This window comes from Microbulbifer mixtoriginis (SeqCode) (assembly GCF_052468275.1).
Genome location: NZ_CP174341.1, coordinates 313062 through 339242, shown reverse-complemented (window position 1 = coordinate 339242; position 26181 = coordinate 313062). Strand labels below are relative to the sequence as shown.

Below are 26181 nucleotides of genomic sequence, written 5' to 3'. Positions count from 1 at the left end.
TCAAAACGGTATATAGTCAAATATATTTGCTTACCTGTTCATTGTTGCCTAAAAGGCTGTTCGATATACTTTGCCCCTTATTTAGCTTGACAACCTGCCCGTAGCAATATTTTGTTACGGTCTTTGGATGTGTCGAAAAGCTTTCCCATGGAGGCGGAATTGAACGATAAGACACGTGTTGTTCGGCCGAACGGCAATCTGCCCGGACCGGATCAATCTAAAAAGGGACTGACAGATGATGGCGACGTAACCGTCGTTGTTAATCAGGACTCCACTGGGAAAAATGATCACCCTCCGGTGCGGGGTGCGCAGGCAATACTGCCCTCTGCTGCATCTGGGTTTAATCCAGATGCAACAGTTTTTAGCCCTGCACCTCGAAAGAATACCGGCCAAAAGAAAGAGCCGGGCCAACTTTCTGGTGGAATTTCTGCAAACCCTATTGATACTTCTGACTCTTTTGAGCCGTTGCCATCTGGCGCTGTAACCAAAACAGTGATCAAGGGGCGATTTGAGCTAGATAAGCTCCTTGGGGTTGGCGGTATGGGAGCTGTTTATAAGGCACTTGATCGCCGTAAGCTGGAAGCGAATGACAGCGAGCCTTATGTAGCAATCAAGCTGTTAAATGATGATTTCCAGAAACATCCTGATGCCTTTATTTCCTTACAACGGGAAGCGCGTAAGTCACAAACGCTGGCTCACCCCAACATCGTAACGGTTTACGATTTTGACCGCGATGGTGATCGGGTCTTTATGACCATGGAGTTTCTCGAGGGTGCACCGCTTGACAAACTCCTGCGAGAGCATGCGGATGTTGGGCTGGAACCCGAAAAGGCGCGCGCTGTTTTTTCTGATATTTCCCAGGCCCTCATTTACGCCCATTCCCATAAGATCGTCCATTCCGACTTTAAGCCTGGCAATATCTTTGTTACCAGTAAGAAAGGTGCGAAGGTTTTTGACTTCGGTATTGCTCGAGCCGTATCTGAAGGGGGGATCGCCAATAAAACTGGCGAGACTACGGTTTTTGATGCTGGTAGTCTGGGAGCTTTGACGCCCGCCTATGCCAGTTACGAGATGCTGAAAGGGGGTGAGCCCGCTCCATCTGATGATGTCTATGCCCTCGGCTGTGTGGCCTACGAGCTATTTTGTGGCCGACATCCTTATGACAAGGTTCCCGCTGATAAGGCCTTAGAAAAGAAGCTACGCCCGAAACGTATTAGGGGGTTAAATCGACGGGAGTGGCGTGCCCTTGAAGCCGCTCTGCAGCTAAAACGAGAAGATCGTACTGATACCGTAGAAAAATTTGTTCAGGCGTTTTTTGTCAGCAATACCTGGAAGTGGGTATTGGGTGGGGCTTTCACCATGGTGCTTGTAGGTGCTGGGGTCGGTTATAGCCACTTGGAACAGCAGAATACGGCTGAGCAAGAAAGAGTAAAGATTGAGCTTGAAAAGAAGCTCCAGGAAGAGCTACTACAGCGGCGAATCAGTGATAAAAAAGAAGCAATTAATCGTTTGGTGTCACTGAGTATCCTTACTCCAGCCTGGGAAAAGGACCTTCGCTTGGAGCTTCATGAGTATTCTGAGCTTAACCCCAGCGATGAAGAATTTCTCGATAATAAACGCCGTGAAATTTCGGAGCTGTTTCTCGCCGCGGCTACCGGTCAGTTAAACCTGGGTAATTTGGATCAAGCGGATTCCATGCTGGAAAGCGCTGCCAGCTGGTATGGCGTATCCAGCCAAGCTGTTGCGATCAAATCCCAGCTGGCTACGGATAGAGAGAACCTGCGAACTCGCTTGGAGGCTGAGCGCCTAGAGGCAGAGCGTGAGGCTGAGCGCATTCGTCTTGCGGAAGAACGCGCTGAGCGCCGACGCTTAGCCTCTATTAAAAACAGGCAAATCGACACTGTTCTGGCCAATATGGAATCCACACTAACCTGTGGCTTTGATATGAATGTCGCCGCTGTGGGAGCGCAGTTATCTCAGCTGGCAGGGCTAGATAGTGTTAAAGCCAGACAGATTCGTCCGGTTGTTGGTGAAGAGCTTAATAACTGTGCCACCAAATTGGGTGCTGAAGACCCACTAAGGACAGAGGCTCTAGTCGATGAGTTCAGGGCGCTCCTGCCCGGTTATCAGCCCCTCAAAGAATTCAAGCTGGATTTTTGTGGTCACCTAATCCCAGGTAGCGGTGGCAGAGGAGACCGCTACAGCTGTCGCGACCGTCTTGCGGATGGTACCAAGGGGCCTGCAATGGTAGTGGTTCGAGGTGTGAGTGGTCGGCCCTTGGCAGTTGGAAAGTATGAAGTAAGTAACCGAGACCTCGAGCACTATTGTAGTGCAACCAAACAATGTGCAGCCATTGATATCGCTGCGGGCGATCTGCCAGCCAACAACTTAACTCTTCAAGACGCAGAAGCGTATATCAGCTGGTTATCCGATGAGACGGGGTACCGTTATCGCCTCCCATCAGAGCAAGAGTGGTTTGCGGCTGCCAGTGCTAATGGCGAGGAAGAAGTTGCAGATCGCAACTGCCATTTAAAGTATGGCGGTATTGAGAAAGGGGTCGAGTTGATACCAGCCCAGGACGGATCGACAAACAGATTTGGCCTAGTGAATGCTGTGGGCAATGTTCAAGAGTGGGCGAAAGGTACTGATGGGGAGTTACTTGCGCTTGGCGGTAATCGACAAGACCCCATGAGCCGTTGTCTCGCTACATCCAAAAGGTTGCATGCAGGACTCGCAGATGAATTAACAGGCTTTCGCATCGTTAGAGATGTGAATTAATAAAAAATTCGCCGTTTCTAGCCATGTGAAGGCTGGATTCGGCCATATAAATATGAGTAATTTGGGGGAGTTATGCTTGGGCTTGGAAAAAGTAAGCTGGCGCTATTTGTGGGCGCAGGCTTCCTGCTATCAAATTTGCCTGTTTATGCTCAAGACGAGGGTTCCAGTTTTCGCAGTCGTGTAAAGCAGGCCTTTGACCAGGATACGCCAACAGTTAATGAGGCGGACGTAACCAAGGACTTCCTGCAGCGCACCTATGAAGCGGAAGATCCAAATTTGAATACTGAGATTCCAGATATCTCTCAACGTAATCAAGGCCCAAGAATTACTGTAAAAGAGTTTAAATTTCACAGGTTAGAAGAATACCCAGAGTTTGGTATTGAACGCGAAATTGTCGAAGAGATGGCAGAAAAGCTTCGCGTCAAATTTATGAAAGAGGATAAAATCCTCGCTAGTGGTTATACGGTTGATAACCTAGAGGAGTTAGCAGTTTTATTGGGTAATATGCAAGCCCAATTTAATCCAGGTGGTTTGGGACCTGCTGAACTCAAAAAACTCGTCAGTGTCATTGAGAAGCAGAATAAAGAGCGTGGTTTGAGTTACGCTGATCTGGAAGAAATTGCTGCGGAACTGACTAATTTTTATCGTCGCCAAGGACTTTTTCTCGCTCAGGTACAAATTCCTGCCCAAGATGTTGAGGATGGCGTTGTAACTCTGACGGTTCAAGAGGGATTGTTGGGGCAGGTCGCTGCTGAGGATAATAAAGAATACGCTCTGGAACAGCTGGCTAAGCCCTTTGAGAAACAAAAAGGTAAGCTAGTTAATCACGATAATATAGAAGAGGGTCTTTACCTTCTAAATGATTTGCCAGGCTTAAATGTTACCGGCTATTTTAGTGCAGGTGAAAATCCTGGTGAAACTAAGCTGAACTTGAAAGTACGGGATGCCACTAGCTGGAAAACCTCATTTAGGGTAGACAACCATGGATCGGAGTATACAGGTGACCAGAGATTTTATACGACCATAGACTGGTTGAATCCTCTGGGTATTGGAGATGCACTTACCATTGGCTATTTGAAATCGACTAATGTTTCCGATTTTGATTCTGATTTTGGTTCCGATCTTGGCCAGTTAAGGTACAGCCTTCCACTATTTGGACCGCGCACTAGGCTTCAGTTCTCTGCAGATTACAACGACTTTGTATTACGTAACGTCAAGGACCCAGATGACACCCTGAATTTACTGGATATTCATGGCGATAATAGCAGTTACGCATTAACGGTGGATCATAAATTTCGTCGCTCTAGAAGTTTCAATTTGACGGGCTCATTTGGGCTCACTGAGAAAAAGTCAAACTTACGGGCAATTAAAGCATTCGATGAACCCGGTGATCATGTATACGGCGGCGAACTAGGTTTTTATATGGACCACCTATCCAGTGGTTCGATTTCAATGCTAAATATTTTGAGTGCCAGAGTACAATATGGTGAGCATCAGAGGGAGCTGAAAGAGAATTTGCAAGTGCCCCGCGGTGATAGTTTTAGCAAGGTGTCTTTAAATAGTAATTCACTACTATTTTTGCCAATGCCGTTCACTAATGATCAGTCTCGCCTAATAATTAAAAGCCGTATACAGCAAAGCGATAATCCTCTGCCTGCGTTTGAGCAGATGTCCTTGGGGGGCGCTAATGGAGTTAGAGCCTTTGATGTACGAGACTTTTCTGCTGATAGGGCCGGACTTTTATCTGCCGAATGGTATCCCAGTTTCCCCGAAGTGGTGAACCCTATCTTATTTGGTCAGCGCCTAAACGATATGATGCAAATTGCGTTATTTGCCGATGTGGGTTACGGCATTGTGAATAACTATAAATCAGGGAAAGAGGATGACTGGGCCAGGCTTGCCGGAGGTGGCCTACTGTTCAAGTTTACCTGGAACGAATTCTTCTCCAGCAAAGTATCAGTCGGTTGGCCTATTGAAAAAGCCTCTTCCATCGAAGGTACTGGTGAAGATATAGATCAGCCTATGGTCTATGCCGATTTTTCCATTTTTTATAACTAATAATTCAGAATATCATCGATAGCTGAAGCTGACCTGACCGCTCTATGCAAGGTACCGGTATGAAAGCCAAAAAAAATACTCTTGAACTGAAAAAACTGACTTCTGCAATCAAGGTATCTCGCTTAGCGTATGCTGGCATGTTTGCAGGCTTACTAAGCCCTCTGGCACATGCGGGCCCGGAAGGCGGTGTGGTAACTGGTGGTAGTGGCACAATCGATGTGAATGGTACGATCACCACAATCGATCAAAATACTGATCTGCTCTCGATAGATTGGGATTCTTTTAATCTAAGTGCTGAAGAGTTGGTTAAGTTTCTTCAGCCAAATACCTCCTCAGTCGTACTCAACCGAATTTTGGATCAAAGTGCTAGTAAGATTCATGGCTCCATTGAAGCCAATGGCCACGTTATTCTAGTAAACCCGCGCGGGGTACTCTTTACCGAAAGTGCCACTATTAATGTTGGTGCCATTACCGCCTCTGGGCTCGATATGAGCCCAGAGGATTTTATGAATGGCGACTTTACCTTTAAGGGAGAGGACGGCTCCGCGGGCTTTGTTGTCAATAAAGGTGTTATCAATGCAGCCAGTGCTGTATTGGTAGGTAAACAAGTCACCAACGCCTCGTCAGGTCTGATTAGCGCAGAGCTGGTCAGTATGGCCGCTGCAGATGAAGCGATCCTTACCTTCGATGCCGACGGCATGATCGGTGTACAAGTTACTAAAGAGGTGATGGAAAACGACCTCGGTGTTGATAGCGCCGTTTTAAATGAAGGTAATATCGATGGTGCCCAGGTACTCCTGGAAGCGAGCGTATCTGGTGACTTATTTACTGCTGCAGTAAATAACGAAGGCACGATTAAAGCACAGGGAATCGACACCAGCGGAGGTAAAATCCGTTTATTTGGTTCGGGTTCCAGTGTCATCAATAGTGGCGAGTTACAAGCCGCTGGTTCCACGGGCGGTCAGGTGGTGCTCGAGGGTGATACTGCAGAACACAGTGGTGCGATTGATGTTCGTGGTAGCGCTGGCCGGGGCGGTCAGGCCATGGTTCTCGGCGATGAAGTGCTGGTCAGCGGCACCATAGATGCCCGTGGCACGACGGCAGGTGGTGAAGCATTAATCGGTGGAGATTATCAAGGAAAAAATTCCCGGATTCGTAATGCCAAAAAAACAACAGTCACTGAAGATGCTCATATTGATGCGAGTGGTTTAGGCGAAAGCGATGGTGGTGAGGTTATTGTTTGGGCCGACCATACTACGAATTTTGCCGGAACTATTTTAGCCGAGTCAGGTAAGCAAGGTGGTGATGGTGGTTTTGTCGAAACTTCAGGTAAGGTTTATCTTAACCTTGGTGAAGATGGCATGTATGTTTCTACATTAAGCCATGGCAAAGGAATTACAGGAGAATGGCTATTAGATCCAGGTTGGTTCGATATCCTAGATGATAGTTCAGAGGATGTTCCTGAGTGCATAAGTAACTGCATGAGTGTGGGTACATTACAGGACGCTTTAACTAATAATAGTGTAACTGTAAAAACAACTTCCGATAATACTGCAAATGCTGCTTGGAATAGTGGTAATGAAAGTTATTCTGGTGATTTTACTTATGGAATACGTATTCGAAATAACTTGAGTTGGAGCAGTAATACTACATTAACTCTAGATTCCCATGCTGGAGTAATGATACACCAAGATGCAACTGTAGATGCTGGTGGAGCTGGTAGCCTCTCTATCCTTGCCAAAACAGATGTGATTAATAACGGAACTATTCAAGGCCTAGTAAACTTTTCTGTGGCAACAGATGGTAGTTTCATTAATGCCGCATCGGCCGTATCGAATGATAGTTATTTTGGTTCCATAACTGCTGAGAATATTCAGATTATAGCTCAAGGGGATATCGAAAATAATCTGGATGGAGATAAGGTAGCAGAAATAGTTGCTAATAAGATTAATTTATCTGCTGGTGGTTCTTTTAATAATTACGGTAAGATAAATTTTTCAGGTGTCTCAGATGGTCAGGGTGCTTTTGAAGGAGATAGTTTCGAATTAAAGGTTGGTCAAAAAGGTGAGGGCTCAACTAATTATCTTGGTAAGATTTATTTTGATGGTGCATCGCAAGCTACTTTCAACGTTTTAGGTGGCAGTGGTTCTGATATATTTGTTCTTAGTGATTGGCAAGATGAAGTATTCATCACTGGGAATAATGCATTTGATCTGGTATCAACCTCAACAAACCCTGATGAGACCAATGTAAATCATCTAAAATTGTCCTTTTCTAGCATCGAAACTCTTAATGCCGGTACTGGTGAAGATACCATACATGCTAAATCTGGAGAAACGGTTGCGCTCACCGGAATCGCAAAAGAACTCATTACCAGCAATATCGTATTTAAAGAGATTGAGGTAGCGGGTACTGGTGGTGAAAACCTTGTCGGTTCAGACTTAGCCGATACGATCGAGATTACCGGAGATAAGGCCTTCAAGGCCAATGAGATAGCCTTTACCGGTATCTCAAGTCTAAATACCGGTGAGGGTACCGATATAGTTAGTACGAGTGTGGCGAATAGCACATGGAGTCTATCGAATACAGATAAAAAAGCCACAAGCAGCGGAATTACCTTTACCAATATAGAAAAAGTCACCGCTTCAGATAATCAGGGCACACTGGAAAGTAAGAACGATGATAATGAATTTGCCCTGACTAGTGATGGACGTATTGATGTTGATGCTATTCGCTTTACTGGATTTACCACAATTGAGGGTAACGGTACTGCGTCACTAGATGCCAGTGCTATTAGTGGCAATCTTCTTTTGCTAGATGACAACAATGTAAAAGCAGATTTTACCGATGGCAATATCATCGATATTACGATATCCGGTATTAATGAAGCGGTAGCGAGTAATCTGCTGGGTGCGGATATCGCTTATACAGTAAAAGATACCAACAAAGTTTTCGCTAAAGCGATCACCTTCTCCGGTGTTGATCGTATTGTTGATACTGGCTCTAGTGGAGCTGTTACCTCTGAGACCAGCGACCAGTGGGAACTCGTTTCTGCGGATAATGAAGTTAAGCACTCAGGCATTACTTTTGCAGGAATGCGTAGTCTGACGGGTGGTAATAACACCCTCGTTGGTGCCGCTGATAACGGAGATAGCTATCAGCTTTCCCTGACAGGCGATATCACCGTTGACTCCATGATCTTTAAAGGTATTCGCAATGTGAATGCGAATACGGATGATACTAATTATACGGACACGGTAGATGCAACCGGTGCAGTTACTCTTCAAGGTAATAATGCCTTTGGTGTAACCATCGATCCTAATGGTAGCAGCTATGACATCAACTTTAGTGGCATTGATGCGGTTACTAATACAGGAATTTTAACCGGCACCACGGGTGCAGACACCTTCACCGTAGAGGGTGATAATAAGCTGCGCAGCAAAGGCATCCAGTTCTCGGATGTGAGCTCTGTATTAGCCGGCAACGATACTAATATTGCCGACACCGTGAATGCAAAGGCTGGAGAAACGGTTGCACTCACCGGAATCGCAAAAGAACTGATTACCAGCAATATCTTATTTAAACAGATTGAGGTAGCGGGTACTGGTGGTGAAAACCTTGTCGGCTCAGACTTAGCCGATACGATCGAGATTACTGGGGACAAGGCCTTCAAGGCCAATGAGATAGCCTTTACCGGTATTGCAAGCCTCAATACCGGTGCGGGTACAGACAGTATTATTGACGGTACTGGGCAAACCGGCAGCCAGTGGATTTTGGGATCCGGAAATAAAGAGATCACAGGCTACAATATTGCCTTCAGTGATGTAGAAACTATCCAGGCAAATGTTGGCGAGTTGGTTGGCAGAAATGACCAAGATGAAATATTTACGCTTTCTGCTTACACAGATAATGGACAGCAAAAGACCCAGATTGATACTAAAGGCATGGCCTTTACCGGTATTGATATTTTAAGCGCTGGGGACTCAAGCTCTTTTACAGACACGATTAACAGTAGTGTTAACAATAGAAACTGGGCGCTCACAGCGAGTGATAATCAGGTAGAGCATGCCGATGTCATCATCAACGATGCTGATATATTCAGTGGCGGCAATGGAATACTGCAGGGTGCGTCCAATAGCAATGATAGCTACCAAATTGTAAAAAATGCTGATAGCACAACGGCGATCCAAGTTGATGGGATGCACTTTAATGGGCTTACCCGAGTGGAAGCCGGAGCACATGCTGGTGTTAACACAACAGATATTTTGATCGGTACCGACGGGGCCGATACGTTTGGTTTCCTTAGCGGCGAATTACATACTTACGGTATCAGCTTCACCGGTATTGAAGAAGTTAATGCTGGAGGCACAAGTAATGATGGCATTTCTGATCAACTGAATACAGAAACTGATGTAAATCTCACCGGAAATCAAGAAGAGCTGCGCAATGCCAATATCCTGTTCAAAGATATTGAACAGGTCGCCTTTATTAACAACTCGAACGGCAAGATTGTCGGATCGGCTATAGATGACAGCTTTATCATAGCCAGTACCGGTGACAAGCTCACGGCTAATAATATCGACTTTACTGGCTTCAATAAAACGATTGATACCGGCGAGGGCACTGACACCGTTAGTACGCTTGTAGCCAACAGTACATGGAGTCTCTCGAATACAGATAAAGAAGCCACAAGCAGCGGAATTACTTTTACCAATATAGAAAAAGTCACCGCTTCAGATAATCAGGGCACACTGGAAAGTAAGAACGATGATAATGAATTTGCCCTGACTAGTGATGGACGTATTGATGTTGATGCTATTCGCTTTACTGGATTTACCACAATTGAGGGTAACGGTACTGCATCACTAGATGCCAGTGCTATTAGTGGCAATCTTCTTTTGCTAGATGACAACAATGTAAAAGCAGATTTTACCGATGGCAATATCATCGATATTACGATATCCGGTATTAATGAAGCGGTAGCGAGTAATCTGCTGGGTGCGGATATCGCTTATACAGTAAAAGATACCAACAAAGTTTTCGCTAAAGCGATCACCTTCTCCGGTGTTGATCGTATTGTTGATACTGGCTCTAGTGGAGCTGTTACCTCTGAGACCAGCGACCAGTGGGAACTCGTTTCTGCGGATAATGAAGTTAAGCACTCAGGCATTACTTTTGCAGGAATGCGTAGTCTGACGGGTGGTAATAACACCCTCGTTGGTGCCGCTGATAACGGAGATAGCTATCAGCTTTCCCTGACAGGCGATATCACCGTTGACTCCATGATCTTTAAAGGTATTCGCAATGTGAATGCGAATACGGATGATACTAATTATACGGACACGGTAGATGCAACCGGTGCAGTTACTCTTCAAGGTAATAATGCCTTTGGCGTAACCATCGATCCTAATGGTAGCAGCTATGACATCAACTTTAGTGGCATTGATGCGGTTACTAATACAGGAATTTTAACCGGCACCACGGGTGCAGACACCTTCACCGTAGAGGGTGATAATAAGCTGCGCAGCAAAGGCATCCAGTTCTCGGATGTGAGCTCTGTATTAGCCGGCAACGATACTAATATTGCCGACACCGTGAATGCAAAGGCTGGAGAAACGGTTGCACTCACCGGAATCGCAAAAGAACTGATTACCAGCAATATCTTATTTAAACAGATTGAGGTAGCGGGTACTGGTGGTGAAAACCTTGTCGGCTCAGACTTAGCCGATACGATCGAGATTACTGGGGACAAGGCCTTCAAGGCCAATGAGATAGCCTTTACCGGTATTGCAAGCCTCAATACCGGTGCGGGTACAGACAGTATTATTGACGGTACTGGGCAAACCGGCAGCCAGTGGATTTTGGGATCCGGAAATAAAGAGATCACAGGCTACAATATTGCCTTCAGTGATGTAGAAACTATCCAGGCAAATGTTGGCGAGTTGGTTGGCAGAAATGACCAAGATGAAATATTTACGCTTTCTGCTTACACAGATAATGGACAGCAAAAGACCCAGATTGATACTAAAGGCATGGCCTTTACCGGTATTGATATTTTAAGCGCTGGGGACTCAAGCTCTTTTACAGACACGATTAACAGTAGTGTTAACAATAGAAACTGGGCGCTCACAGCGAGTGATAATCAGGTAGAGCATGCCGATGTCATCATCAACGATGCTGATATATTCAGTGGCGGCAATGGAATACTGCAGGGTGCGTCCAATAGCAATGATAGCTACCAAATTGTAAAAAATGCTGATAGCACAACGGCGATCCAAGTTGATGGGATGCACTTTAATGGGCTTACCCGAGTGGAAGCCGGAGCACATGCTGGTGTTAACACAACAGATATTTTGATCGGTACCGACGGGGCCGATACGTTTGGTTTCCTTAGCGGCGAATTACATACTTACGGTATCAGCTTCACCGGTATTGAAGAAGTTAATGCTGGAGGCACAAGTAATGATGGCATTTCTGATCAACTGAATACAGAAACTGATGTAAATCTCACCGGAAATCAAGAAGAGCTGCGCAATGCCAATATCCTGTTCAAAGATATTGAACAGGTCGCCTTTATTAACAACTCGAACGGCAAGATTGTCGGATCGGCTATAGATGACAGCTTTATCATAGCCAGTACCGGTGACAAGCTCACGGCTAATAATATCGACTTTACTGGCTTCAATAAAACGATTGATACCGGCGAGGGCACTGACACCGTTAGTACGCTTGTAGCCAACAGTACATGGAGTCTCTCGAATACAGATAAAGAAGCCACAAGCAGCGGAATTACCTTTACCAATATAGAAAAAGTCACCGCTTCAGATAATCAGGGCACACTGGAAAGTAAGAATACTGATAACGAATTTGCCCTGACCAGCGATGGACGTATTAATGCTGATGCTATTCGCTTTACTGGATTTACCACAATTGAGGGTAACGGTACTGCATCACTAGATGCCAGTGCTATTAGTGGCAATCTTCTTTTGCTAGATGACAACAATGTAAAAGCAGATTTTACCGATGGCAATATCATCGATATTACGATATCCGGTATTAATGAAGCGGTAGCGAGTAATCTGCTGGGTGCGGATATCGCTTATACAGTAAAAGATACCAACAAAGTTTTCGCTAAAGCGATCACCTTCTCCGGTGTTGATCGTATTGTTGATACTGGCTCTAGTGGAGCTGTTACCTCTGAGACCAGCGACCAGTGGGAACTCGTTTCTGCGGATAATGAAGTTAAGCACTCAGGCATTACTTTTGCAGGAATGCGTAGTCTGACGGGTGGTAATAACACCCTCGTTGGTGCCGCTGATAACGGAGATAGCTATCAGCTTTCCCTGACAGGCGATATCACCGTTGACTCCATGATCTTTAAAGGTATTCGCAATGTGAATGCGAATACGGATGATACTAATTATACGGACACGGTAGATGCAACCGGTGCAGTTACTCTTCAAGGTAATAATGCCTTTGGTGTAACCATCGATCCTAATGGTAGCAGCTATGACATCAACTTTAGTGGCATTGATGCGGTTACTAATACAGGAATTTTAACCGGCACCACGGGTGCAGACACCTTCACCGTAGAGGGTGATAATAAGCTGCGCAGCAAAGGCATCCAGTTCTCGGATGTGAGCTCTGTATTAGCCGGCAACGATACTAATATTGCCGACACCGTGAATGCAAAGGCTGGAGAAACGGTTGCACTCACCGGAATCGCAAAAGAACTGATTACCAGCAATATCTTATTTAAACAGATTGAGGTAGCGGGTACTGGTGGTGAAAACCTTGTCGGCTCAGACTTAGCCGATACGATCGAGATTACTGGGGACAAGGCCTTCAAGGCCAATGAGATAGCCTTTACCGGTATTGCAAGCCTCAATACCGGTGCGGGTACAGACAGTATTATTGACGGTACTGGGCAAACCGGCAGCCAGTGGATTTTGGGATCCGGAAATAAAGAGATCACAGGCTACAATATTGCCTTCAGTGATGTAGAAACTATCCAGGCAAATGTTGGCGAGTTGGTTGGCAGAAATGACCAAGATGAAATATTTACGCTTTCTGCTTACACAGATAATGGACAGCAAAAGACCCAGATTGATACTAAAGGCATGGCCTTTACCGGTATTGATATTTTAAGCGCTGGGGACTCAAGCTCTTTTACAGACACGATTAACAGTAGTGTTAACAATAGAAACTGGGCGCTCACAGCGAGTGATAATCAGGTAGAGCATGCCGATGTCATCATCAACGATGCTGATATATTCAGTGGCGGCAATGGAATACTGCAGGGTGCGTCCAATAGCAATGATAGCTACCAAATTGTAAAAAATGCTGATAGCACAACGGCGATCCAAGTTGATGGGATGCACTTTAATGGGCTTACCCGAGTGGAAGCCGGAGCACATGCTGGTGTTAACACAACAGATATTTTGATCGGTACCGACGGGGCCGATACGTTTGGTTTCCTTAGCGGCGAATTACATACTTACGGTATCAGCTTCACCGGTATTGAAGAAGTTAATGCTGGAGGCACAAGTAATGATGGCATTTCTGATCAACTGAATACAGAAACTGATGTAAATCTCACCGGAAATCAAGAAGAGCTGCGCAATGCCAATATCCTGTTCAAAGATATTGAACAGGTCGCCTTTATTAACAACTCGAACGGCAAGATTGTCGGATCGGCTATAGATGACAGCTTTATCATAGCCAGTACCGGTGACAAGCTCACGGCTAATAATATCGACTTTACTGGCTTCAATAAAACGATTGATACCGGCGAGGGCACTGACACCGTTAGTACGCTTGTAGCCAACAGTACATGGAGTCTCTCGAATACAGATAAAGAAGCCACAAGCAGCGGAATTACTTTTACCAATATAGAAAAAGTCACCGCTTCAGATAATCAGGGCACACTGGAAAGTAAGAACGATGATAATGAATTTGCCCTGACTAGTGATGGACGTATTGATGTTGATGCTATTCGCTTTACTGGATTTACCACAATTGAGGGTAACGGTACTGCATCACTAGATGCCAGTGCTATTAGTGGCAATCTTCTTTTGCTAGATGACAACAATGTAAAAGCAGATTTTACCGATGGCAATATCATCGATATTACGATATCCGGTATTAATGAAGCGGTAGCGAGTAATCTGCTGGGTGCGGATATCGCTTATACAGTAAAAGATACCAACAAAGTTTTCGCTAAAGCGATCACCTTCTCCGGTGTTGATCGTATTGTTGATACTGGCTCTAGTGGAGCTGTTACCTCTGAGACCAGCGACCAGTGGGAACTCGTTTCTGCGGATAATGAAGTTAAGCACTCAGGCATTACTTTTGCAGGAATGCGTAGTCTGACGGGTGGTAATAACACCCTCGTTGGTGCCGCTGATAACGGAGATAGCTATCAGCTTTCCCTGACAGGCGATATCACCGTTGACTCCATGATCTTTAAAGGTATTCGCAATGTGAATGCGAATACGGATGATACTAATTATACGGACACGGTAGATGCAACCGGTGCAGTTACTCTTCAAGGTAATAATGCCTTTGGTGTAACCATCGATCCTAATGGTAGCAGCTATGACATCAACTTTAGTGGCATTGATGCGGTTACTAATACAGGAATTTTAACCGGCACCACGGGTGCAGACACCTTCACCGTAGAGGGTGATAATAAGCTGCGCAGCAAAGGCATCCAGTTCTCGGATGTGAGCTCTGTATTAGCCGGCAACGATACTAATATTGCCGACACCGTGAATGCAAAGGCTGGAGAAACGGTTGCACTCACCGGAATCGCAAAAGAACTGATTACCAGCAATATCTTATTTAAACAGATTGAGGTAGCGGGTACTGGTGGTGAAAACCTTGTCGGCTCAGACTTAGCCGATACGATCGAGATTACTGGGGACAAGGCCTTCAAGGCCAATGAGATAGCCTTTACCGGTATTGCAAGCCTCAATACCGGTGCGGGTACAGACAGTATTATTGACGGTACTGGGCAAACCGGCAGCCAGTGGATTTTGGGATCCGGAAATAAAGAGATCACAGGCTACAATATTGCCTTCAGTGATGTAGAAACTATCCAGGCAAATGTTGGCGAGTTGGTTGGCAGAAATGACCAAGATGAAATATTTACGCTTTCTGCTTACACAGATAATGGACAGCAAAAGACCCAGATTGATACTAAAGGCATGGCCTTTACCGGTATTGATATTTTAAGCGCTGGGGACTCAAGCTCTTTTACAGACACGATTAACAGTAGTGTTAACAATAGAAACTGGGCGCTCACAGCGAGTGATAATCAGGTAGAGCATGCCGATGTCATCATCAACGATGCTGATATATTCAGTGGCGGCAATGGAATACTGCAGGGTGCGTCCAATAGCAATGATAGCTACCAAATTGTAAAAAATGCTGATAGCACAACGGCGATCCAAGTTGATGGGATGCACTTTAATGGGCTTACCCGAGTGGAAGCCGGAGCACATGCTGGTGTTAACACAACAGATATTTTGATCGGTACCGACGGGGCCGATACGTTTGGTTTCCTTAGCGGCGAATTACATACTTACGGTATCAGCTTCACCGGTATTGAAGAAGTTAATGCTGGAGGCACAAGTAATGATGGCATTTCTGATCAACTGAATACAGAAACTGATGTAAATCTCACCGGAAATCAAGAAGAGCTGCGCAATGCCAATATCCTGTTCAAAGATATTGAACAGGTCGCCTTTATTAACAACTCGAACGGCAAGATTGTCGGATCGGCTATAGATGACAGCTTTATCATAGCCAGTACCGGTGACAAGCTCACGGCTAATAATATCGACTTTACTGGCTTCAATAAAACGATTGATACCGGCGAGGGCACTGACACCGTTAGTACGCTTGTAGCCAACAGTACATGGAGTCTCTCGAATACAGATAAAGAAGCCACAAGCAGCGGAATTACCTTTACCAATATAGAAAAAGTCACCGCTTCAGATAATCAGGGCACACTGGAAAGTAAGAATACTGATAACGAATTTGCCCTGACCAGCGATGGACGTATTAATGCTGATGCTATTCGCTTTACTGGATTTACCACAATTGAGGGGAACGGTACTGCATCACTAGATGCCAGTGCTATTAGTGGCAATCTTCTTTTGCTAGATGACAACAATGTAAAAGCAGATTTTACCGATGGCAATATCATCGATATTACGATATCCGGTATTAATGAAGCGGTAGCGAGTAATCTGCTGGGTGCGGATATCGCTTATACAGTAAAAGATACCAACAAAGTTTTCGCTAAAGCGATCACCTTCTCCGGTGTTGATCGTATTGTTGATACTGGCTCTAGTGGAGCTGTTACCTCTGAGACCAGCGACCAGTGGGAACTCGTTTCTGCGGATAATGAAGTTAAGCACTCAGGCATTACTTTTGCAGGAATGCGTAGTCTGACGGGTGGTAATAACACCCTCGTTGGTGCCGCTGATAACGGAGATAGCTATCAGCTTTCCCTGACAGGCGATATCACCGTTGACTCCATGATCTTTAAAGGTATTCGCAATGTGAATGCGAATACGGATGATACTAATTATACGGACACGGTAGATGCAACCGGTGCAGTTACTCTTCAAGGTAATAATGCCTTTGGTGTAACCATCGATCCTAATGGTAGCAGCTATGACATCAACTTTAGTGGCATTGATGCGGTTACTAATACAGGAATTTTAACCGGCACCACGGGTGCAGACACCTTCACCGTAGAGGGTGATAATAAGCTGCGCAGCAAAGGCATCCAGTTCTCGGATGTGAGCTCTGTATTAGCCGGCAACGATACTAATATTGCCGACACCGTGAATGCAAAGGCTGGAGAAACGGTTGCACTCACCGGAATCGCAAAAGAACTGATTACCAGCAATATCTTATTTAAACAGATTGAGGTAGCGGGTACTGGTGGTGAAAACCTTGTCGGCTCAGACTTAGCCGATACGATCGAGATTACTGGGGACAAGGCCTTCAAGGCCAATGAGATAGCCTTTACCGGTATTGCAAGCCTCAATACCGGTGCGGGTACAGACAGTATTATTGACGGTACTGGGCAAACCGGCAGCCAGTGGATTTTGGGATCCGGAAATAAAGAGATCACAGGCTACAATATTGCCTTCAGTGATGTAGAAACTATCCAGGCAAATGTTGGCGAGTTGGTTGGCAGAAATGACCAAGATGAAATCTTTACGCTTTCTGCTTACACAGATAATGGACAGCAAAAGACCCAGATTGATACTAAAGGCATGGCCTTTACCGGTATTGATATTTTAAGCGCTGGGGACTCAAGCTCTTTTACAGACACGATTAACAGTAGTGTTAACAATAGAAACTGGGCGCTCACAGCGAGTGATAATCAGGTAGAGCATGCCGATGTCATCATCAACGATGCTGATATATTCAGTGGCGGCAATGGAATACTGCAGGGTGCGTCTAATAGCAATGATAGCTACCAAATTGTAAAAAATGCTGATAGCACAACGGCGATCCAAGTTGATGGGATGCACTTTAATGGGCTTACCCGAGTGGAAGCCGGAGCACATGTTGGTGTTAATACATCGGATATTTTACTAGGCACCAATGATAAAGAAATATTTACTTTTAATGACAGTGCTGAGCTACAGGTTAATGGCTTAACGTTTACTGGTCTTGAGTCTGTCAATGCTTTGGGCGGCGATGATTATGTAGATGCCGAAAATTACTCTAATGGTCTGGAGCTAACAGGTATTGCTGGAGAGTTACGTCTTTACTCTCAGGGGTTACTTTTCCAGGATATTGAAGACGCTTACACGACAACTCTCTATGGCACCGATAATGTTGATGCTTTCAGCATAATTGAAAACGGAAATGACAACCTTGTTGTTGCCTCATCGATCGATTTTACTGGGGTGACAATTGTCGATGCATTGGGAGGCCAGGACACCTTATCCGTCGATGAGGCAAATCTAGAAAATGGAAAAATCAACGGGATCCAATTCGTTAATCTCAGTGACATTATCTCCAGTAGCATTGTTATTGGGGCGTCCCAAGAAGGAGATTTTTATGTATTAGGGGATGGGTTGGTTTCATCTGATACTGATTCGCAAAATCCTGGATATGAATTTAATTTCACTGGTGTAACAAGTGTTAAAACAAATGGCTATGCAAGAACTGTAACTGGTTTACTTGGCCACAACTGGATAATTAATAACGCTAATACTGCGACGAATAATGGCATTACATTTTTTGATGTCTCTTACTTAATTGCAAAGAATGCAGGTTTAGAAGGGTACTCAAATTTAGGCTGGGCTTTGACTGCTAATGATAATGAAGTAAGTCATGCAGGAATTATTATAAAAAATGCGAATTTAATTAGTGGAGGCGGTAGCACGCTGGCGGGCAAAGAAGGCTTCGCTGACACCTACACCTTCCTAGATGGCGGCAGCCAAGGGCAGTTAGTGAAGGTGGACGATATGCAGTTCGCCGGTCTCAGCACAGTCGCCGCCGGTGATGGAGGTGACACCGTGATTGGCCAGGCGGGCCAAGGTTGGGCCCTGACCGACAATGAGAATGAAGTAGAGCACGGCGCGATCACCATCCAGAACGCCGAGTTTATCAGCGGCGGCATCAGCACCCTGATGGGGGGAGACTTCGCTGACACCTACACCTTCCTCGACGGCGGCAGCCAGGGTCAGTTGGTGAAGGTGGACAATATGCAGTTCGCCGGCCTCAGCACGGTCGCCGCCGCCGGTGGTGATGACACCGTGATTGGCCAGGCGGGCCAAGGTTGGGCCCTGACCGACAATGAGAATGAAGTAGAGCACGGCGCGATCACCATCCAGAACGCCGAGTTTATCAGCGGCGGCATCAGCACCCTGATGGGGGGAGACTTCGCTGACACCTACACCTTCCTCGACGGCGGCAGCCAGGGTCAGTTGGTGAAGGTGGACAATATGCAGTTCGCCGGCCTCAGCACGGTCGCCGCCGCCGGTGGTGATGACACCGTGATTGGCCAGGCGGGCCAAGGTTGGGCCCTGACCGACAATGAGAATGAAGTAGAGCACGGCGCGATCACCATCCAGAACGCCGAGTTTATCAGCGGCGGCATCAGCACCCTGATGGGGGGAGACTTCGCTGACACCTACACCTTCCTCGACGGCGGCAGCCAGGGTCAGTTGGTGAAGGTGGACGATATGCAGTTCGCCGGCCTCAGCACGGTCGCCGCCGCCGGTGGTGATGACACCGTGATCGGTCAGGCGGGCCAAGGTTGGGCCCTGACCGACAATGAGAATGAAGTAGAGCACGGCGCGATCACCATCCAGAACGCCGAGTTTATCAGCGGCGGCATCAGCACCCTGATGGGGGGAGACTTCGCTGACACCTACACCTTCCTCGACGGCGGCAGCCAGGGTCAGTTGGTGAAGGTGGACAATATGCAGTTCGCCGGCCTCAGCACGGTCGCCGCCGCCGGTGGTGATGACACCGTGATTGGCCAGGCGGGCCAAGGTTGGGCCCTGACCGACAATGAGAATGAAGTAGAGCACGGCGCGATCACCATCCAGAACGCCGAGTTTATCAGCGGCGGCATCAGCACCCTGATGGGGGGAGACTTCGCTGACACCTACACCTTCCTCGACGGCGGCAGCCAGGGTCAGTTGGTGAAGGTGGACGATATGCAGTTCGCCGGCCTCAGCACGGTCGCCGCCGCCGGTGGTGATGACACCGTGATCGGTCAGGCGGGCCAAGGTTGGGCCCTGACCGACAATGAGAATGAAGTAGAGCACGGCGCGATCACCATCCAGAACGCCGAGTTTATCAGCGGCGGCATCAGCACCCTGATGGGGGGAGACTTCGCTGACACCTACACCTTCCTCGACGGCGGCAGCCAGGGTCAGTTGGTGAAGGTGGACAATATGCAGTTCGCCGGCCTCAGCACGGTCGCCGCCGCCGGTGGTGATGACACCGTGATTGGCCAGGCGGGCCAAGGTTGGGCCCTGACCGACAATGAGAATGAAGTAGAGCACGGCGCGATCACCATCCAGAACGCCGAGTTTATCAGCGGCGGCATCAGCACCCTGATGGGGGGAGACTTCGCTGACACCTACACCTTCCTCGACGGCGGCAGCCAGGGTCAGTTGGTGAAGGTGGACAATATGCAGTTCGCCGGCCTCAGCACGGTCGCCGCCGCCGGTGGTGATGACACCGTGATTGGCCAGGCGGGCCAAGGTTGGGCCCTGACCGACAATGAGAATGAAGTAGAGCACGGCGCGATCACCATCCAGAACGCCGAGTTTATCAGCGGCGGCATCAGCACCCTGATGGGGGGAGACTTCGCTGACACCTACACCTTCCTCGACGGCGGCAGCCAGGGTCAGTTGGTGAAGGTGGACAATATGCAGTTCGCCGGCCTCAGCACGGTCGCCGCCGCCGGTGGTGATGACACCGTGATTGGCCAGGCGGGCCAAGGTTGGGCCCTGACCGACAATGAGAATGAAGTAGAGCACGGCGCGATCACCATCCAGAACGCCGAGTTTATCAGCGGCGGCACCAGCACGCTGGCGGGGGGAGACTTCGCAGACACCTACACCTTCCTCGACGGCGGCAGCCAGGGTCAGTTGGTGAAGGTGGACGATATGCAGTTCGCCGGCCTCAGCACGGTCGCCGCCGCCGGTGGTGATGACACCGTGATCGGTCAGGCGGGCCAAGGTTGGGCCCTGACCGACAATGAGAATGAAGTAGAGCACGGCGCGATCACCATCCAGAACGCCGAGTTTATCAGCGGCGGCATCAGCACCCTGATGGGGGGAGACTTCGCTGACACCTACACCTTCCTCGACGGCGGCAGCCAGGGTCAGTTGGTGAAGGTGGACAATATGCAGTTCGCCGGCCTCAGCACGGTCGCCGCCGCCGGTGGTGATGACACCGTGATTGGCCAGGCGGGCCAAGGTTGGGCCCTGACCGACAATGAGAATGAAGTAGAGCACGGCGCGATCACCATCCAGAACGCCGAGTTTATCAGCGGCGGCATCAGCACCCTGATGGGGGGAGACTTCGCTGACACCTACACCTTCCTCGACGGCGGCAGCCAGGGTCAGTTGGTGAAGGTGGACAATATGCAGTTCGCCGGCCTCAGCACGGTCGCCGCCGCCGGTGGTGATGACACCGTGATTGGCCAGGCGGGCCAAGGTTGGGCCCTGACCGACAATGAGAATGAAGTAGAGCACGGCGCGATCACCATCCAGAACGCCGAGTTTATCAGCGGCGGCATCAGCACCCTGATGGGGGGAGACTTCGCTGACACCTACACCTTCCTCGACGGCGGCAGCCAGGGTCAGTTGGTGAAGGTGGACAATATGCAGTTCGCCGGCCTCAGCACGGTCGCCGCCGCCGGTGGTGATGACACCGTGATTGGCCAGGCGGGCCAAGGTTGGGCCCTGACCGACAATGAGAATGAAGTAGAGCACGGCGCGATCACCATCCAGAACGCCGAGTTTATCAGCGGCGGCACCAGCACGCTGGCGGGGGGAGACTTCGCAGACACCTACACCTTCCTCGACGGCGGCAGCCAGGGTCAGTTGGTGAAGGTGGACGATATGCAGTTCGCCGGCCTCAGCACGGTCGCCGCCGCCGGTGGTGATGACACCGTGATCGGTCAGGCGGGCCAAGGTTGGGCCCTGACCGACAATGAGAATGAAGTAGAGCACGGCGCGATCACCATCCAGAACGCCGAGTTTATCAGCGGCGGCATCAGCACCCTGATGGGGGGAGACTTCGCTGACACCTACACCTTCCTCGACGGCGGCAGCCAGGGTCAGTTGGTGAAGGTGGACAATATGCAGTTCGCCGGCCTCAGCACGGTCGCCGCCGCCGGTGGTGATGACACCGTGATTGGCCAGGCGGGCCAAGGTTGGGCCCTGACCGACAATGAGAATGAAGTAGAGCACGGCGCGATCACCATCCAGAACGCCGAGTTTATCAGCGGCGGCATCAGCACCCTGATGGGGGGAGACTTCGCTGACACCTACACCTTCCTCGACGGCGGCAGCCAGGGTCAGTTGGTGAAGGTGGACAATATGCAGTTCGCCGGCCTCAGCACGGTCGCCGCCGCCGGTGGTGATGACACCGTGATTGGCCAGGCGGGGCAAGGTTGGGCCCTGACCGACAATGAGAATGAAGTAGAGCACGGCGCGATCACCATCCAGAACGCCGAGTTTATCAGCGGCGGCATCAGCACCCTGATGGGGGGAGACTTCGCTGACACCTACACCTTCCTCGACGGCGGCAGCCAGGGTCAGTTGGTGAAGGTGGACAATATGCAGTTCGCCGGCCTCAGCACGGTCGCCGCCGCCGGTGGTGATGACACCGTGATCGGTCAGGCGGGCCAAGGTTGGGCCCTGACCGACAATGAGAATGAAGTAGAGCACGGCGCGATCACCATCCAGAACGCCGAGTTTATCAGCGGCGGCATCAGCACCCTGATGGGGGGAGACTTCGCTGACACCTACACCTTCCTCGACGGCGGCAGCCAGGGTCAGTTGGTGAAGGTGGACAATATGCAGTTCGCCGGCCTCAGCACGGTCGCCGCCGCCGGTGGTGATGACACCGTGATCGGTCAGGCGGGCCAAGGTTGGGCCCTGACCGACAATGAGAATGAAGTAGAGCACGGCGCGATCACCATCCAGAACGCCGAGTTTATCAGCGGCGGCATCAGCACCCTGATGGGGGGAGACTTCGCTGACACCTACACCTTCCTCGACGGCGGCAGCCAGGGTCAGTTGGTGAAGGTGGACAATATGCAGTTCGCCGGCCTCAGCACGGTCGCCGCCGCCGGTGGTGATGACACCGTGATTGGCCAGGCGGGCCAAGGTTGGGCCCTGACCGACAATGAGAATGAAGTAGAGCACGGCGCGATCACCATCCAGAACGCCGAGTTTATCAGCGGCGGCATCAGCACCCTGATGGGGGGAGACTTCGCTGACACCTACACCTTCCTCGACGGCGGCAGCCAGGGTCAGTTGGTGAAGGTGGACGATATGCAGTTCGCCGGCCTCAGCACGGTCGCCGCCGCCGGTGGTGATGACACCGTGATCGGTCAGGCGGGCCAAGGTTGGGCCCTGACCGACAATGAGAATGAAGTAGAGCACGGCGCGATCACCATCCAGAACGCCGAGTTTATCAGCGGCGGCATCAGCACCCTGATGGGGGGAGACTTCGCTGACACCTACACCTTCCTCGACGGCGGCAGCCAGGGTCAGTTGGTGAAGGTGGACAATATGCAGTTCGCCGGCCTCAGCACGGTCGCCGCCGCCGGTGGTGATGACACCGTGATTGGCCAGGCGGGCCAAGGTTGGGCCCTGACCGACAATGAGAATGAAGTAGAGCACGGCGCGATCACCATCCAGAACGCCGAGTTTATCAGCGGCGGCATCAGCACCCTGATGGGGGGAGACTTCGCTGACACCTACACCTTCCTCGACGGCGGCAGCCAGGGTCAGTTGGTGAAGGTGGACAATATGCAGTTCGCCGGCCTCAGCACGGTCGCCGCCGCCGGTGGTGATGACACCGTGATTGGCCAGGCGGGCCAAGGTTGGGCCCTGACCGACAATGAGAATGAAGTAGAGCACGGCGCGATCACCATCCAGAACGCCGAGTTTATCAGCGGCGGCATCAGCACCCTGATGGGGGGAGACTTCGCTGACACCTACACCTTCCTCGACGGCGGCAGCCAGGGTCAGTTGGTGAAGGTGGACAATATGCAGTTCGCCGGCCTCAGCACGGTCGCCGCCGCCGGTGGTGATGACACCGTGATTGGCCAGGCGGGCCAAGGTTGGGCCCTGACCGACAATGCGAATGAAGTAGAGCACGGCGCGATCACCATCCAGAACGCCGAGTTCATCAGCGGCGGCACCAGCACGCTGGCGGGTGGAGAACATACGGACACTTTCACCTTAAGTAAGTCCGGAGCGGATGCCATAGTGCGAGTCGACAACATGACATTTATGGAACTTGATTCTGTGGATGCAGGCGAAGGCTCAGACACTATTGTGGCTACAAGTGATATAGCTGGAGAAACCTGGGTATTGGGATTAGGCCGCGGTGCTCTTGCTGTTGCAGGTGTGAGCTTTGAGGGCATTGAGCAGGTTGATGCAGACAACGTGTCGCTGGACGCATCAACAAATAATCAGGCAGACACTTTCGAACTGGCCAAAACTGGGAAATCGCTCAAAGCGCGGGGTATTGAGTTCTCGTCTGTTGCTAGCGTTTCTGCGGGAAGTGGTAACGAAGATAGCGATACGATTCAGAGCGATGCGGGAAGTTGGCAGTTAGCTGGTACTGCAAATGCCCTTGAGGTGAATGGTGTTCAATTTAGCGGTATTGATCATGTAGAAACTAATAATGCACAGTTATACGGTACTGATGCTGATGATGTCTTAGCCCTAACTGAGTCTGGAATCGCCACTGCGGGAATAGCATTTACAGGCATTACTAAAGTCAGCAGTGAGGGAGGTACTGACCATCTTGTAGGTACCTCTGGCAAGGATACATTTGTTCTGGCTTCCAATGGTGATATTACTGCTGCGGGTATTCTCTTTACCGGGCTTGAAAGTGTGGATACTGGTGAGGGTGAGGACACTGTTAATGCAGCCGGTAGTGGCGCTAGCTGGACATCTTCCAGTAATGGCAGCTCCCTAGAAAACGGAGCGGCTCAAGCCAGGGTGAATGGCCTTACTGTTCTGTTTGATAATCTTGAGATGGTCCAGGGAGTGGGTACATATATTGGCCAGGACATCGGCAGTAACTATGTCTTCGATAGCCTCAACAGCATGACAGTTGCCGGGGTCACTTTTGCGGATCTGGAGAGCCTGAGTGCGGGCAGTGGAAACGATACTATCGAGGGGGCCAATATCGATGCGGTTTGGGATATCAACGATGCGCAGAGTACCGTAAGCGGCAATAACAAAAAGCTTGTGTTTAGCGGTATTGAAACGATAAATGCGGGTAGTGGCCAGGATACTTTTAATTTAAATGGCGGTGAGCTTGCTTCAATAGATACCGGTGCAGGTAATGACACGGTCATACTCTCTGCAACCACCATCGATAGTATTTCCCTGGGAGAGGGGGATGACTACGTGGAAGTGAATGAGAATAGCTCTGACACAGTAGCACTCTCTGGTGGCAGCGGAAGTGATTCCTTCCAGTACAACCTTGCTGGTGATACTTGGCAGGTGAAATCCTCTGGTAACAAAGTAGGCAACTTTAGCTTCTCTGATTTTGAGTTCCTTGATAACACTTCCAGTAATCTCATGTTAGAAACAGACTTTGCTTTTGATTTTGAAAATGGCGGTGTTAATTCCGGCAGCTTCAACAAAAGCGGCGTAGGTTTGCGATTTGCTGGCAGTGGTATGCGTCTCGGTTACGATGGATCAGGGGATATTAATGTACTTAGCAGTGCCACGGGTACTATTGGCGGTAGCCTCAAAGCTAAGCGTGCAGATTTGGTGGTCAGCGGCGATGTCAATATTGAGTCCGATGTCGATGTCCTTGCTATCTCTACTTCCGGGCCGGATGTCGATATTACGGTGCTGGCGAAAGACAACCTACTGATTGATGAAATCAATGCGGGTCGCGGTAACGTTCAGCTGGCGAGTGAGGGCTTTGGCATGCTCACCGCTGAAACCTACGGCGATACCCATATCACAGCGGGCAATATCACTCTGGGTACCGATACTCAGCTCTGGAGTATTATCGGTAGCGAGTTGGTGCCGCTGCGTATGGATGCGCTTACCAATGTGGCAATTGTTTCTGTCTCCTACTACGAGCCTGAATTTATTGGGCAGGTACCGAACTTCACTAGTAAGGGTGACGAGCTGCAGTCTATCGCTGGTGCCCAGGCATCCCAGGGATTGCGCTCCGCAATCCAAAATGGTGTTGAGGACTTCACCCAGGTTGACCCGGCGATTTTCAGTGCGGTGAAACCTTACAGTAGTGGAGTGGATGCGGTGAATTCCCCGGAAATGCGTTTGAGATCCGGTGAGTTGTTACCTGCAGCGGGACTTTCCGGAACCGATGAGGAAGATCCGGAATTCGATGCCAGGCTGGAAGAGAGCCAGGATGTTACTGTCGACTACCGCGAGCAGGAGACCTTGGCCTCCATTAATTCAGGGGGCTGATGGTCCCTAGAAGACTTTAAAATACCGAACCGGCCCCAGTGGCCGGTTTTTTTATGGGCGTTTGTATTGGAAATATCTGGGGACTTTTCGTGGGTAAGATTTACATAAGCCGCAACGAAAAAAGGCCGACTCTTTCGAGTCAGCC

General features: G+C 49.2%; 3 protein-coding genes. All 3 read left to right on the top strand.

Going from position 1 to position 26181, the window contains the following annotated elements; translation table 11 throughout:
* Positions 1-159: 159 nt before the first annotated feature.
* The 3 genes from ACJJIC_RS01485 to ACJJIC_RS01475 all read left to right on the top strand — a co-directional run bounded on the left by ACJJIC_RS01485 (position 160) and on the right by ACJJIC_RS01475 (position 26036).
* Entirely contained in the window at positions 160-2778 is a 2619-nt protein-coding gene (locus tag ACJJIC_RS01485) for a bifunctional serine/threonine-protein kinase/formylglycine-generating enzyme family protein (RefSeq protein WP_444908535.1), read from the top strand.
* Positions 2779-3054: 276 nt separating this feature from the next.
* Positions 3055-4836: a ShlB/FhaC/HecB family hemolysin secretion/activation protein gene (locus ACJJIC_RS01480; RefSeq protein WP_444908536.1), complete on the top strand. Its 1782-nt coding sequence runs from the start codon at positions 3055-3057 to the stop codon at positions 4834-4836.
* Positions 4837-4895: 59 nt separating this feature from the next.
* Positions 4896-26036 (top strand): filamentous hemagglutinin N-terminal domain-containing protein, encoded by a 21141-nt coding sequence (locus tag ACJJIC_RS01475; RefSeq protein WP_445357833.1) that lies wholly within the window; start codon positions 4896-4898, stop codon positions 26034-26036.
* Positions 26037-26181 lie beyond the last annotated feature (145 nt).